The sequence below is a fragment of the Pseudomonas sp. C5pp genome, assembly GCF_000814065.1.
GTDB lineage: Bacteria > Pseudomonadota > Gammaproteobacteria > Pseudomonadales > Pseudomonadaceae > Aquipseudomonas > Aquipseudomonas asiatica.
Map to the genome: position 1 here is coordinate 87,753 of NZ_JWLN01000004.1, position 12,904 is coordinate 100,656.

The window sequence follows — 12,904 nt, forward strand, 5'->3', positions numbered from 1 at the left end:
GTATCTTTCACTGGCGTAGGAAAAGCCTGAATAACAACCGGATTATTGCAATAACTATCAGGGGCAGCTTTGCGGCCCATCGCAGGCAAGCCAGCTTCCACAGGTATCGCGCAGAATTCAGCACGTGTGCGATACCTGTGGGAGCTGGCTTGCCTGCGATGGGCTGCGTAGCAGCCCCGTTGACGCTATCTGACAGGTATCAGGCTTTGCCCGGTATTCCATATTTGCGCAGGCGCTGCGCAATGGCGGTATGTGAAGTTTGCAAGCGCCCGGCCAGTTGCCGCGTGGACGGGTAGCTGGCGTACAGGCGTTGCAGCAGTTCGCGCTCGAAATCACTCACGGCCTGTTCCAGGCTGGCCACTTCGCTGTCCTGACCACGGGCCACCGAGGTGCCGGCGATGTCCAGGTCACCAATATCCACCAGGTTGCCCTCGCAGATGGCTGCGGCGCGGAATATCACGTTCTGCAGCTGGCGCACATTGCCCGGCCAAGGGTTGGCCAGCAGTGCCGAATGGGTGGCCGGGGTCAGCCTGCAGGGTGGGCGCTGGATCTGCGTGCAGGCCTGCTGCATGAAGAAATGCGCCAGCATCAGGATGTCCTGGCCGCGGTCGCGCAGCGGTGGCACTTGCAGATTGAGCACGTTCAGGCGGTAGAACAGGTCTTCGCGGAAGCTGCCTTCGGCGACCATGCGCTCCAGGTCGCGGTGGGTGGCGCTGATGATGCGTACATCTACCTTCACTTCGCGGTCGCCACCCACCCGGCGGAAGCTGCCATCGCTGAGAAAGCGCAGCAGCTTGGCCTGCAGGTATGGCGACATCTCGCCGATTTCATCGAGGAATACCGTGCCCTGGTTGGCCAGCTCCATCAACCCGGGCTTGCCGCCCCGTTGCGCACCGGTGAAGGCCCCGGGGGCGTAGCCGAACAGTTCGCTCTCGGCCAGGCTCTCGGGCAGCGCGGCACAGTTCAAGGCCAGGAATGGTGCCGCGTGGCGGCTGCTGATGGCGTGGCAGGCGCGGGCTACCAGTTCTTTGCCGGTGCCGGTTTCGCCATGCACCAGCAGCGGTGCATCGAGCGCCGCCACGCGCAGGGCGCGGGCCTTGAGGGTGCGGATGGCCGGTGACTCGCCGAGCAAGGCATCGAAGCCTTCGGCATGGTCGTGGTGCAGGGCCGACAGGCGTTCGCCCATGCGCGTAGGCGGATACAGTGTCAGCAGGCCACCGGCGTTGGTGATCGGCATGGCGTCCAGCAACAGGCTCTGGCCGTTGAGCTGCATCTCGCGCATGGGCAGGTGGAAGTTGTTGTCCAGCAGGGCCTGCAGCAGCGCCGGGTCGCCGAACAGCTCACCCACCGAGCGCCCGGCCGATTCGCGGCCGCACAGTTCGATCAGCGCCGGGTTGGCCAGCAGCACCTTGCCGGCACTGTCCACGGCCAGCACCGGGTCGCTCATCGCCGCCAGCAGGGCATCGAGCTGCAGGTGCCGGCGTTGGCCAGGGAGGATGTCGACCACGTCCACCGATTGCACGCCATGTACCTCGAACAGCGCGTCGTGCAGTTCTTCGAGTACGGCGGGGCTGAGGGTAGGGGCGTCGATGTAGACGTTCGGCGGGACCATCTCCACGGCGTCCAGGTTGAGGTTGCGGGCACCGAGCAGGGCGAGGACTTCCTGGGTGATGCCGACGCGGTCGATGAAGCTGACATGGATGCGCATGGGGAGGGGGCGGTTGTGGCTGGGGGAGGGCGGTAGTATGCCTCAACATTGTCGGGGCCGCTTTGCGGCCCCGGTTCTTGAAATCACTCCAGATGTTCAGGCTTGATCGGGTCGCCCGATTTCACATCCAGCTTTTCGCGAATGTCCGCGAACATATGGTCATAAAGCTTGTGCGGCGAGCTCAGGCTCTCGAATTTCTTCGGTGGCTTCAGGTACGACTGCGCCCTTCGGCTCAGTTGCATGAGGAAGCTGGGCAATACCTGATCCTTGGCCAGGAAGAACTTTTCTTCCACTGGCTTGCCTTCGATGCTGCCATGCATCTTGAACTGGATGCCTCTACCTTCCTTGGGGTCCGACACTGCCTCGTATTCGATGTTCAGGTCATAGCTGTGGTCATTCTGGTTCAGCGCGGTGCGCTCGATGTGTACATGACCGGGTTGGTACTGGGCCATGGCAAGCTCCTTTGGAAGGTCGAAAATGGCGGACGCTGGCGCCCGCCTACTGCATTCAACGGTAGCTGATCCCCGGCTTCGCGGTGGAAACGCGCGTGCCGGCGGTGCCTTTGACGATGTCTTCGATGTTCTCCAGCGAACTGATCACTGCCACTTTGCCGGTGTTGCGGGCAAAGTCGCAGGCGGCCTGCACCTTCGGCCCCATGGAGCCGGCGGCGAAGCCAAGGCGTTCGAGTTCGTCGGGGTGGGCCTGGGCAATGGCCTTTTGTGTGGGCTTGCCCCAGTCAACATAGGCCGCATCGACGTCGGTGGCGATGATCAGAAGGTCGGCGTCCAGCTGCTCTGCCAGCAGGGCCGAGCACAGGTCCTTGTCGATCACCGCCTCGATGCCCTTGAGCTTGCGGTTCTCATCGTACATGGTGGGGATGCCGCCGCCGCCGGCGCAAATCACGATGCTGCTCTTTTCCAGCAGCCACTTGATCGGGCGGATCTCGAAGATGCGTTTGGGTTTCGGGCTGGCCACCACTCGGCGGTACTTGTCGCCGTCGGCCTTGACCACCCAACCCTTTTCCTTGGCCAGGCGCTCGGCCTCTTCCTTGCCATAGACCGGGCCGATGAACTTGGTCGGGTCCTTGAAGGCGGGGTCGTTGGCGTCCACTTCGACCTGGGTCAGCAGGGTGGCGAACGGCACTTCGAAGGCCAGCAAGTTGCCCAGTTCCTGTTCGATCATGTAGCCGATCATGCCCTCGGTCTCGGCCCCCAGCACGTCCAGCGGGTAGGCCTCGTCGGGCTTGTAGGACAGGCCCTGCAGCGATAGCAGGCCAACTTGCGGGCCGTTGCCGTGGGCGATGACAAGCTCGTTGCCTGGGTGGATCTTGGCGATCTGTTCGGTGGCGGTGCGAATATTGGCCCGCTGGTTATCAGCGGTCATGGGCTCGCCGCGACGCAGCAGGGCGTTGCCGCCCAATGCAACAACGATACGCATGGGGAATGTCCTTTAACGAAAAGAAGGGAGCGCTGCTCTCGACCGGTATCGCCGCCCCTTGTGGGAGCGGGTTTACCCGCGAAAGCGTCAGCCCATGCAACGCGGCTGGTGCTACTGACGCATTCGCGGGTAAACCCGCTCCCACACGGGATTCAGGTTGCCCGGCTTGCCGAGTCAGCCTTTACAGGTCAGCCAGTGTCGACACCAGGATCGCCTTGATCGTGTGCATGCGGTTTTCCGCCTGCTCGAAGGCGATGCAGGCCGGCGACTCGAAGACGTCGTCGGTCACTTCGATACCGTTGGCCAGGTCCGGGTACTGTTCGGCGATCTGTTTGCCTACCTTGGTTTCGGAGTTGTGGAACGCCGGCAGGCAGTGCATGAACTTGGTCCGCGGGTTGCCGGTGGACTTCATCAGCTGTGCATTCACCTGATACGGCTTGAGCAGCTTGATACGCTCACCCCAGGCTTCGATCGGCTCACCCATCGATACCCACACGTCGGTGTGCACAAAGTCCACACCCTTGACCGCGGCAACCGGGTCTTCGGTGAGGGTGATGCGTGCGCCGCTTTCCTCGGCGTACTTGTGGCAACGTTCGACCAGGTCGTCATGCGGCCACAGCGCCTTGGGCGCGGCGATGCGTACGTCCATGCCAAGCTTGGCGCCGATTAGCAGCAGCGAGTTGCCCATGTTGTTGCGGGCGTCGCCCAGGTAGGCGTAGCTGATGTCGTGCAGCGGCTTGTCGCTGTGCTCGCGCATGGTCAGCACGTCGGCGATCATCTGGGTTGGGTGGTATTCGTCGGTCAGGCCGTTGAACACCGGAACGCCGGCGAACTTGGCCAGCTCTTCGACGATTTCCTGCTTGAAGCCCCGGTACTCGATGGCGTCGTACATGCGCCCGAGCACGCGGGCAGTGTCCTTCATGCTTTCCTTGTGGCCGATCTGCGAGGAGGTCGGGTCGATGTAGGTGACATTGGCGCCCTGGTCATAGGCGGCCACTTCGAAGGCGCAGCGGGTACGGGTAGAGGTTTTTTCGAAGATCAGCGCGATGTTGTTGCCTTTCAGGTGCTGCTGCTCGGTGCCGGTGTACTTGGCGCGCTTGAGGTCGCGGGACAGGTCCAGCAGGTAGCGCAGCTCACGGGTGGTGTGGTGTTCCAGGCTGAGCAGGTTGCGGTTGTGAATATTGAACGCCATGACTTTTCTCCTTGAGTTTGGTGAACGCACCGGCCGCCGCTTTATGAGGGCGGCCGGGGGTAATGGTCGTTAGTAGTCGATCGGGTCGCGCACGATCGGGCAGGTCATGCAGTGGCCGCCGCCCCGGCCCCGGCCCAGTTCGCCGGCACTGATGGTGATGACCTCGATCCCGGCTTTGCGTAGCAGGGTATTGGTGTAGGTGTTGCGGTCGTAGCCAATGACCACGCCCGGTTCCATGGCCACCACGTTGTTGCCGTCATCCCACTGTTCGCGCTCGGCGGCAAAGCTGTTGCCACCGGTTTCGACCACGCGCAGCTTGACCCCAAGCTGCTCGCCCACCACCTCGATGAACGACTTGTTCTCGCGGCGCACGTCCATGCCGTAAGGCTTGCTTTCGTCCGGGCGGATGATGAACGGCACGATCTCTTTCACCACTTCCGGGAAGACCGTGACCAGGTCGCGGTCGCAGAAGCTGAACACGGTGTCCAGGTGCATGGCAGCACGGGATTTCGGCAGGCCGGCGACGATGACTTTTTCCACCGCGCCCTTGGCGAACAGGTTTTGCGCCAACTGGCCGATGGCCTGGCGCGAGGTGCGCTCGCCCATGCCGATCAGCACGATGCCTTTGCCGATCGGCATCACGTCACCACCCTCGAGGGTGGCGTTGCCGTGGTCCTTGTCCGGGTCGCCGTACCACACCTGGAAGTCGGCGCCGGTGAACTCCTTGTGGAACTTGTAGATGGCCGTGGTCAACAGGGTTTCCTGGCGGCGCGCCGGCCAGTACATCGGGTTGAGCGTGACGCCGCCATAGATCCAGCAGGTGGTGTCGCGGGTGAACTGGGTGTTGGGCAACGGTGGAAGGATGAAGCTGGAGTGGCCCAGGTAGTCGTTGTACATCTTGACCACGCTGGCGCCTTCGCTTTCCGGCAAGTCCTGGCCTGCCACGCCGCCGATCAGGAACTCGGCCAGATGGCGTGGCTCGAGGCCTTCGAGCCAGCTTCGCACTTCATTGGTCAGGCCGACACCGACGGTGTCGGAGGTGATCTTGCGATCGAGGATCCACTTCAGTGCTTCGGGTTGCTGGACGATGTCGGTCAGCAGGTTGTGCATCTCCAGCACATCCACGCCACGCTCGCGCATCTTGGTGACAAAGTCGAAATGGTCACGCTTGGCTTGGTCGACCCAGATCACGTCGTCGAACAGCAGCTCGTCACAGTTGCTCGGCGTCAGGCGCTTGTGCGCCAGGCCCGGCGAGCAAACCATCACTTTGCGCAGTTTGCCGGCTTCGGAGTGGACACCGTACTTCTGTTTTTCAGCGGACATGATTTCATTCCTCCAGTTGAACGAAGACGTGGGTCAAAGGGTCAGGAAGCCGTCGTACAGGCCAAAGGCTGCCACCAGGGCACCGATGACCACGGCTGCGAAGATCAGTTTTTCCACGTTGGTGAAGACAGGTTGGCCAACCTCACGCTTGGCCTTGGCGAACAGGATCGCGCCAGGTGCGTAGAGCAGGGCCGAGAGCAGCAGGTATTTCACGCCACCGGCGTACAGCAGCCAGACGGCGTACAACAGGGCGATACCACCGATCACCAGGTCCTTCTGCCGTTCGGCCAGGGCCTGCTCGTAGGTTTCGCTACGCAGAGCCAGCAGGAAGGCATAGGCGGCCGACCACAGGTAGGGCACCAGGATCATCGAGGTGGCCAGGTAGATCAGCGACAGGTAGGTACTGCTGGAAAACAGCGTGATCACCAGGAAGATCTGCACCATGGCGTTGGTCAGCCACAGGGCGTTGGCCGGTACCTGGTTGGCGTTCTCGCGGCGCAGGAACTCCGGCATGGTATGGTCCTTGGCGGCGGCGAACATGATCTCGGCGCACAACAACACCCACGACAGCAGGGCTCCGAGCAGCGAGATGATCAGGCCGACGCTGATCAGTACCGCGCCCCAGTGGCCGACCACATGCTCCAGTACGGCAGCCATCGATGGGTTCTGCAGCTTGGCCAGTTCCGGTTGGGTCATGATGCCCAGCGACAGCACGTTGACCAGCACCAGGAACAGCAGCACGGTGACGAAGCCGATGACCGTGGCCTTGCCCACGTCAGAGCGTTTTTCCGCCCGCGACGAGAAGATGCTCGCACCCTCGATGCCGATGAACACCCACACGGTGACCAGCATCATGTTGCGCACCTGGTTCATCACGCTGCCCAGCTCTGGCGTACCTACCGCCCAGATGTCGGCGGTGAAGATGTCGAGCTTGAAGGCGAACAGGCAGATCAGGGCGAACAGCAGCAGCGGCACCACCTTGGCCACGGTGGTGATCAGGTTGATGAATGCTGCTTCCTTGATGCCGCGCAGCACCAGGAAATGCACGGCCCACAGCAGCACTGATGCGCCGATGATGGCGGCCGGGGTGTTGCCTTCGCCGAAGATCGGGAAGAAGTAGCCCAGGGTGCTGAACAGCAGCACGAAGTAGCCGACGTTGCCCAGCCAGGCACTGATCCAGTAGCCCCAGGCCGAGGAGAAGCCCATGTAGTCGCCGAAACCAGCCTTGGCGTAGGCATACACCCCGCCATCCAGGTCAGGCTTGCGGTTGGCCAGGGTCTGGAACACGAACGCCAGGGTCAGCATGCCGACCGCGGTGATCGCCCAGCCGATCAGTACAGCGCCAACCCCTGCACTGGCAGCCATGTTTTGCGGCAGCGAGAAGATCCCGCCACCAATCATCGAACCGACGACAAGTGCAACTAACGCGCCGAGCTTTAGTTTTCCGGATGAATCAGACATTTAACAACTCCTGCCAGGAGAAAGTTGACGACAGAGTAAATCCGACGCCGCTGCCATTCGCTGACTTGGGTCAGTTCATGGCGACGTGAAGTAGGAAAATTCCTTCACGAAGCTCCTGGAGAGTGCCGACAACTTATGCCGCAGGCCTTGCATGCTGGCACCTCCATGTCCATCTAGAGCAAACGCTCTGTTCAGCCTGCGATGCTTGACGCTAGCCGTTTTTGCCGCTTTCGCAAATTTTTCACAAGAATTTCGAGTTTTATCGGATTCTTTTCTAGTTGCTCCGGAGCTGCTAGTTTTTACTCAAAAGCTGGCATAGACAAAGCAGTTATTAGTGCTATAGCTTCATTGGTCAGGATCATTATAAGTAGCGACACTTATATGGACCGCATGGCTGTTTCAAGCCCGTGACAGTGCGCAAAAAAAAGGAAGGCTCATGAGCGAACCGGGACAGAAGCTGCGCCTGGGCGCGCTGATCGCATTGGTGGTCGGCTCGATGATTGGAGGCGGGATCTTCTCGTTGCCGCAGAACATGGCGGCGCGTGCCGATGTGGGGGCTGTGCTGATCGGTTGGGGTATCACCGCAGTCGGCATGTTGGCCCTGGCTTTCGTATTCCAGACCCTGGCCAACCGCAAACCGGAGCTGGACTCGGGAGTGTACGCGTACGCCAAGGCCGGCTTTGGCGAGTACATGGGTTTTTCCTCGGCCTGGGGCTACTGGATCAGTGCCTGGCTGGGCAACGTCGGCTACTTCGTGCTGCTGTTCAGCACCCTGGGTTTCTACTTCCCGGTATTCGGCGAGGGCAACACGCCAATTGCCATCGGTTGCGCCTCGCTGCTGCTGTGGGCGGTGCATTTCCTGGTGCTGCGCGGCATCAAGGAAGCGGCGTTCATCAACCAGGTGACCACCGTGGCCAAGGTGGTGCCGTTGCTGATTTTCGTGGTGATCGCCGCGTTCGCCTTCCGCGCCGATATCTTCACACGTGACATCTGGGGCCTGAGCAACCCGCAGTTCGGCAGCGTGCTGGAGCAGGTGCGCAACATGATGCTGGTCACCGTGTTCGTGTTCATCGGCATCGAGGGCGCCAGTGTGTATTCCGGGCGCGCCCAGCGCCGCTCGGATGTGGGCAAGGCTACGGTGATCGGTTTTCTGGGAGTGCTGGCGCTGCTGGTGCTGGTCAACGTGCTGTCGCTGGGGGTGATGACCCAGCCGCAACTGGCCGGGCTGCAGAACCCGTCACTGGCTTCGGTGCTGGAGCATATCGTCGGGCCATGGGGCGCCTTGCTGATCAGTATCGGCCTGGCGGTTTCGCTGCTTGGCGCGCTGCTGTCGTGGGCGTTGCTGTGTGCCGAGATCCTCTACGCCACGGCGCGGGACAAGACCATGCCGCGTTTCCTGGCCAAGGAAAACGCCAACCATGTACCGGCCAACGCCCTGTGGCTGACCAACTGCATGATCCAGGGCTTCCTGCTGATCACGCTGTTTTCCGCCGGTACCTATACCAGCCTGATCTACCTGGCCTCGTCGATGATTCTTGTGCCCTACCTGTGGTCGGCGGCCTACGCCGTGCTGTTGGCGGTACGTGCAGAAACCTACGACGAGCAGCCGGCCCTGCGCCGCAAGGACCTGCTGGTGGCGCTGGTTGCCCTGGTATATGCCGTGTGGCTGTTGTACGCCGGCGGGCTGAAGTACCTGCTGCTGTCGGCGCTGCTGTACGCCCCGGGCGTGATCCTGTTCGCCAGGGCCAAGCATGAGCAGGGTAAAACCTTGTTCACCACTTGGGAAAAGCTGATTTTCGCTGCCGTGCTGGCAGGTGCCGCGCTGGCGGCCTATGCCCTGTACTCAGGGCTGCTGAGCTTGTGACGGGGCAGGGCAGGGGGCGTGCTCGGGGCGGGACCAGATCCACAGGTTGCCCAGGGTCATGCCGGCAATGGCCAGGAACACCGGCCAGCGGTGTTCCAGGAACGTCAGCATCAGGCCCGCGCACAGCAGCATGCTGAGGGTCGCGCTGACCTTGGCCCGGCGCTGGATCACCTTGCCATTGCGCCAGTTGTGCAGGATCGGCCCGAACAACCGGTGGTTTTCCAGCCAGGCAGACAGGCGCGGCGAACTGCGTGTGGCCGCCCAGGCAGCCAGCAGGATGAATTCGGTGGTCGGCAGGCCGGGAATGACGATCGCGACCAGGCCCACGCCCAGGCTCACGTAAGCCAAGGTCGCATACAGCAGGCGGGCGAGTTTCGAGCGGGCGGGTCGGGTCATGGTCTCACTGCATGGAAGCGGTTCGGCCACCGGTAGGGTGGCCGGGGTATGGCGTGTCAAACCAGCGCGGCATCTGCAGCATAGGCATGCTTGAGCAGCTTGGTGAAGCGCTCGAAGGCAGCAACTGCGCCGTGTTCGGCAGCGGCTTCCTCTTCGGCCGACAGGGCCAGGCCATCAAGAATGCGGGTGAACTGTTTCCAGCCTTCGGCACGGCCACCGGCCGGTTCGCCCAGATGTCGGGCACCGAAAGTTTCGGACAGTTCCAGGGCCACGGCACGCTTGATCAGAAACGCAGCGCCCAGTTTGGAGCCTTCGGAGACGAAGATCCAGCCCATTGCCTCGCCCAGGCTCGGGTTGCGCAAGGCCCCTGGTACGGCTGGCGGTACTTCGGTGTCGAGGTCGGCGAGGTCCAGGCGGGCCTGTTCGGCACGGCAGCGCTCGGCCAGGTCGGGAACGATGGCGATCAGTTGCGGGTCGTTGTACAGGGCCTGCAGCTCGGCCTGGAACAGGTACTGGGCGACCACGAAGCGGGCGAAGCTTTCGCGGCTGTCGAAGGGCGCGTGGGCTTTGACCAGGGCATCCAGTTCGGCGTGGGGGGCGTGGGTGATCTGGTTGAGGCGCTGGGAGCGCAGGGCTGGGCGGTCGGTCATGGGGCAGTCCTTGGAAAAGGGGGGTCTAGAGACAAGACGAAACAGCGGGGGCGGGACAGTAAAAAAAGCTGGTATTTGTGCTGGTAGTGCTGGCCTCTTCGCGGGTAAACCCGCTCCCACAGGGACATCACAGGCCCGAGGTCTGCGCAATACCTGTGGGAGCGGGTTTACCCGCGAAGAGGCCGGCACTGACGAAACAAACCTGTCAGCGATAATCCAGGTCAGATATCCCAAACCACATTGATGCCAAAGTTGCGCCCCGGCATGGTCAGGCGGTCGATGTTGGCCGGCTGGGTCACGGCCGCTTCACCCTGGCCGTCGTAGCTGCGTACCGAATCCCACTGCCAGTACTTCTTGTCGGTGAGGTTGTACAGGCCGGCGTTGATGGTCACGTCGTCGGTGACCTTGTAGTAACCGGTCAGGTCCAGCACCCCGTAGCCCGGGGTGCGGAACTTGGAGCTCGAGCCGTCGGGCGAGTAGAAGGTGCTGTCGTCGACGCGGGTCTTGCGCTTGACCAATGTCCAGCTCAGCAGGCCGCCGTAGTGTTGTTGTTCGTAACCCAGGCCGAACACGCCCTTGAGCGGGTTGACGCTGTTCAGTGGCTCGCCGGTGTCATCGTTGCGGCCATAGGTGTAGGCGATCGAGCCCTGGGTATACAGGCCCTGCGGCGCACCGAAGTGGTCCAGGTTCAGGCGGCCCTTGACCTCGGTACCCTTGATGGTGGCGTGCTTGATGTTGTTGGCCTTGAAGGTCTGCTCCAGGTTGGCGCTTTGTACGGCATCTTCGTCGATGAAGTCGCGGTACTTGTTGTAGAACACCGCCACGTCGAAATTACCGGCGTCGAAGTTGCCACGCAGACCGGTTTCATAGCTTTTGCTCTTCTCGGGTTCGAGACCCGGGTTGCCTTCGACGCGGTAGCCTTGCTCGATGTTCTCAAACTTCCCGTACATGGATTTGGCAGTCGGGGTGCGGAAACCTTCGGCGTACTGGCCATACCAGGTGTAGTTGTCGTTGAAGGCGTAGGTCAGGCCGAATTTGGGCGAGACGCGGTGCCACTTCTTGTCCGAGTCGTCCTGGGAGGTTGGTGCGGTACCGCTGGACTCCAGGCCACGCAGGAATTCCTCGGTGAACCTGGGCTCCATGCGCGTGTAGTCGTAACGAGCACCAGGCATGAAGGTCCAGTTGTTCCAGCGGATTTCATCCTGCACGAACAGGCTGTAGGTGTTCACGGTCGGGTCCGGGAAGTCGCTGACCAGGGCCTGGCCGTCTGCCGGGCGCTCGGCGCCAGCGGCAGAACAGCCTGAACCAACGGCCAGGCAGGTACCGGTGCCGCTGCGGGAACCGGTGACCTTCTCGTGCTTGAGGGTGGTGCCGTACGTCAACAGGTGGTCGGTGGCGCCGAGGCTGAAGGCCTTGTCCAGCTGGGCGTCGAATACCCACTGGCGGTCCTTGTACAGGGTGTCTCGGGTACGCAGTACCTGACGGCCAGGCGGTGCGTAGACTTCCTCGGTGTGCTGGTCGGTCTTGGCGATCTGGTAGTTCAGGCTCCACTTCACATGGTCGGCGACTAGCGAATCCAGGCCGAACTCATGGTTGATGCCAAGGCGTTCGCGGGTGACGGTGTCGTTGCCGTTACGCGCCTTGTAGTAACCTGGGGCACCAAAGCCAGGAATGAAAGGCCCGCCCACCGCACTGAGGATGTTCTGGTCGCGATCATCCTTGTAGCGCTCGTAGGTGAAGCCCAGGCGCGCTTCGTCGGCGTAGTTCCAGCCCAGCTTGGCCAGCACGTTTGTGGTGCGCACGTCCATCGGGTTGGCTTCGGTACGCGCCAGGCCGTCACCGCTGTGGCCGCCGTGGGTCTCGGTTTCGTGACCGTTGCGCTGGCTCAGGTGCAACAGGCCGTCGAAGTCGCCCTGGCGGCCGGCGACGGTGGCGGAGGTCAGCCAGCTTTCGTCGGCCGAGCTGTAGCCGGTTTTCAGGCGGGCACCGGCGTCCTTGCCAGGCTTGATGATGTCGTCCGGGTCGAGGGTGAAGTAGCTCACCGCCCCGCCGATGGCGTTGCTGCCATACAGCACCGAGGCCGGGCCGCGGAGGATTTCCACACGCTTGACGATCTCCGGGTCAACGTAGTTGCGCTGGGTCTGGGCGTAGGGGCCGAAGAAGAAGCTGTCGGGGATCGACACGCCGTCCACCTGGGTGAGGATGCGCTCGCCATCGATACCACGGATGTTGTAGCCGTTCAGGCCGCTGCGCTGGCCGGTGCCGGCTACCGACACACCTGGTTCGTAGCGCACCAGGTCCTGGATGTTGTTCACGTTCTGCCGGTCCAGTTGCTCGCGGGTCTGCACGCTGACGGTGCTCGGCACCTGGCTGACGTCCTGGGCGCTGCGGGTGGCGCTGACGGTCACCTGCTGCAGGGCAATCACATTGGCGCTGGCCTGGCGTTCGAGCACCACATTGCCGTTGGTGATCTTGCGAAAGCCCAGGCCGGTGCCGTGCAGCAGGCGCTTGAGCGCGGCTTCCGGCGGTAGCGAACCCTGCACCCCTGGCGATGCCACGCCGTCGGCCAGTTCGGCGCTGAAGCCGACCTGCCAGCCGGTGACCTGGCTGAAAGCATTGATGGCCGAAACCAGCGGCTGCTGGCCGATGCTGAAGCGGTAGTCGCCCATGCGCGGGCTGCTGGCCTGTGCCGGCTCGGCGGCCAGCGCCGGCAGGCTGATGGCGCCGCTGGCGAGCAGGGCGAGGTTCAGTAGGGAAAGGCTCAGGAGGGACAGTTGCCCTCCATGGCGAGGAAGGGTGGAGGGGCGGGTAGGACCTGTGGACATCGGAAGCGCTCCCTGACGCGCGGACTGTTATAGGTGGTGGCTGTGCTC

At 62.5% G+C, this 12,904-nt stretch carries 10 protein-coding genes; 1 reads left to right on the forward strand and 9 read right to left on the reverse strand.

Going from position 1 to position 12,904, the window contains the following annotated elements; translation table 11 throughout:
• Positions 1 to 199 precede the first annotated feature (199 nt).
• From RR51_RS04685 to arcD (RR51_RS04710), 6 genes are all read right to left on the reverse strand, one after another.
• Positions 200 to 1,708 carry a sigma-54-dependent transcriptional regulator gene (locus RR51_RS04685; protein WP_024086356.1) on the reverse strand — a complete coding sequence of 503 codons (1,509 nt, stop codon included), beginning with the start codon at positions 1,706 to 1,708 and terminating at the stop codon, positions 200 to 202.
• A gap of 83 nt (positions 1,709 to 1,791) precedes the next feature.
• The gene (locus RR51_RS04690) at positions 1,792 to 2,160 is read right to left on the reverse strand and encodes a DUF5064 family protein (protein WP_013971111.1); all 369 of its coding nucleotides are present in this window, start codon (positions 2,158 to 2,160) and stop codon (positions 1,792 to 1,794) included.
• Positions 2,161 to 2,215: 55 nt separating this feature from the next.
• Positions 2,216 to 3,145 carry a carbamate kinase gene (gene arcC / locus RR51_RS04695; RefSeq protein ID WP_003257953.1) on the reverse strand — a complete coding sequence of 310 codons (930 nt, stop codon included), beginning with the start codon at positions 3,143 to 3,145 and terminating at the stop codon, positions 2,216 to 2,218.
• 181 nt (positions 3,146 to 3,326) lie between these two features.
• Positions 3,327 to 4,337 carry an ornithine carbamoyltransferase gene (locus RR51_RS04700; protein ID WP_013971112.1) on the reverse strand — a complete coding sequence of 337 codons (1,011 nt, stop codon included), beginning with the start codon at positions 4,335 to 4,337 and terminating at the stop codon, positions 3,327 to 3,329.
• A 69-nt stretch (positions 4,338 to 4,406) separates the two neighbouring features.
• Positions 4,407 to 5,660, reverse strand: a complete 1,254-nt coding sequence (arcA, locus tag RR51_RS04705) for an arginine deiminase (RefSeq protein WP_003257954.1) — start codon at positions 5,658 to 5,660, stop codon at positions 4,407 to 4,409.
• A 33-nt stretch (positions 5,661 to 5,693) separates the two neighbouring features.
• Positions 5,694 to 7,121 (reverse strand): arginine-ornithine antiporter, encoded by a 1,428-nt coding sequence (gene arcD, locus RR51_RS04710; RefSeq protein ID WP_015269087.1) that lies wholly within the window; start codon positions 7,119 to 7,121, stop codon positions 5,694 to 5,696.
• Between the two features lie 436 nt (positions 7,122 to 7,557).
• Between arcD (RR51_RS04710) and arcD (RR51_RS04715) the strand changes: the two genes are divergently transcribed.
• The gene (gene arcD / locus RR51_RS04715) at positions 7,558 to 8,985 is read left to right on the forward strand and encodes an arginine-ornithine antiporter (protein ID WP_013971114.1); all 1,428 of its coding nucleotides are present in this window, start codon (positions 7,558 to 7,560) and stop codon (positions 8,983 to 8,985) included.
• On the opposite strand, the gene RR51_RS04720 is transcribed toward arcD (RR51_RS04715), so the two are convergent.
• From RR51_RS04720 to RR51_RS04730, 3 genes are all read right to left on the reverse strand, one after another.
• Positions 8,965 to 9,381, reverse strand: coding sequence for a YbaN family protein (locus RR51_RS04720; protein WP_013971115.1), 417 nt, complete (start codon positions 9,379 to 9,381; stop codon positions 8,965 to 8,967). The genes arcD (RR51_RS04715) and RR51_RS04720 overlap by 21 nt on opposite strands.
• A gap of 56 nt (positions 9,382 to 9,437) precedes the next feature.
• Entirely contained in the window at positions 9,438 to 10,031 is a 594-nt protein-coding gene (locus tag RR51_RS04725; protein WP_039612757.1) for a biliverdin-producing heme oxygenase, read from the reverse strand.
• A 221-nt stretch (positions 10,032 to 10,252) separates the two neighbouring features.
• Positions 10,253 to 12,856 (reverse strand): TonB-dependent receptor, encoded by a 2,604-nt coding sequence (locus tag RR51_RS04730; protein ID WP_039612758.1) that lies wholly within the window; start codon positions 12,854 to 12,856, stop codon positions 10,253 to 10,255.
• Positions 12,857 to 12,904: the final 48 nt, after the last annotated feature.

What these genes read in the sequence shown, in the direction of transcription:
- arcD (WP_013971114.1), top strand. Translation starts at nt 7,558, where the DNA reads ATGAGCGAACCGGGACAGAAGCTGCGCCTGGGCGCGCTGATCGCATTG.
- RR51_RS04730 (WP_039612758.1), bottom strand. Translation starts at nt 12,856, where the DNA reads ATGTCCACAGGTCCTACCCGCCCCTCCACCCTTCCTCGCCATGGAGGG.
- arcA (WP_003257954.1), bottom strand. Translation starts at nt 5,660, where the DNA reads ATGTCCGCTGAAAAACAGAAGTACGGTGTCCACTCCGAAGCCGGCAAA.
- RR51_RS04690 (WP_013971111.1), bottom strand. Translation starts at nt 2,160, where the DNA reads ATGGCCCAGTACCAACCCGGTCATGTACACATCGAGCGCACCGCGCTG.
- arcC (WP_003257953.1), bottom strand. Translation starts at nt 3,145, where the DNA reads ATGCGTATCGTTGTTGCATTGGGCGGCAACGCCCTGCTGCGTCGCGGC.
- RR51_RS04685 (WP_024086356.1), bottom strand. Translation starts at nt 1,708, where the DNA reads ATGCGCATCCATGTCAGCTTCATCGACCGCGTCGGCATCACCCAGGAA.
- RR51_RS04725 (WP_039612757.1), bottom strand. Translation starts at nt 10,031, where the DNA reads ATGACCGACCGCCCAGCCCTGCGCTCCCAGCGCCTCAACCAGATCACC.
- arcD (WP_015269087.1), bottom strand. Translation starts at nt 7,121, where the DNA reads ATGTCTGATTCATCCGGAAAACTAAAGCTCGGCGCGTTAGTTGCACTT.
- RR51_RS04700 (WP_013971112.1), bottom strand. Translation starts at nt 4,337, where the DNA reads ATGGCGTTCAATATTCACAACCGCAACCTGCTCAGCCTGGAACACCAC.
- RR51_RS04720 (WP_013971115.1), bottom strand. Translation starts at nt 9,381, where the DNA reads ATGACCCGACCCGCCCGCTCGAAACTCGCCCGCCTGCTGTATGCGACC.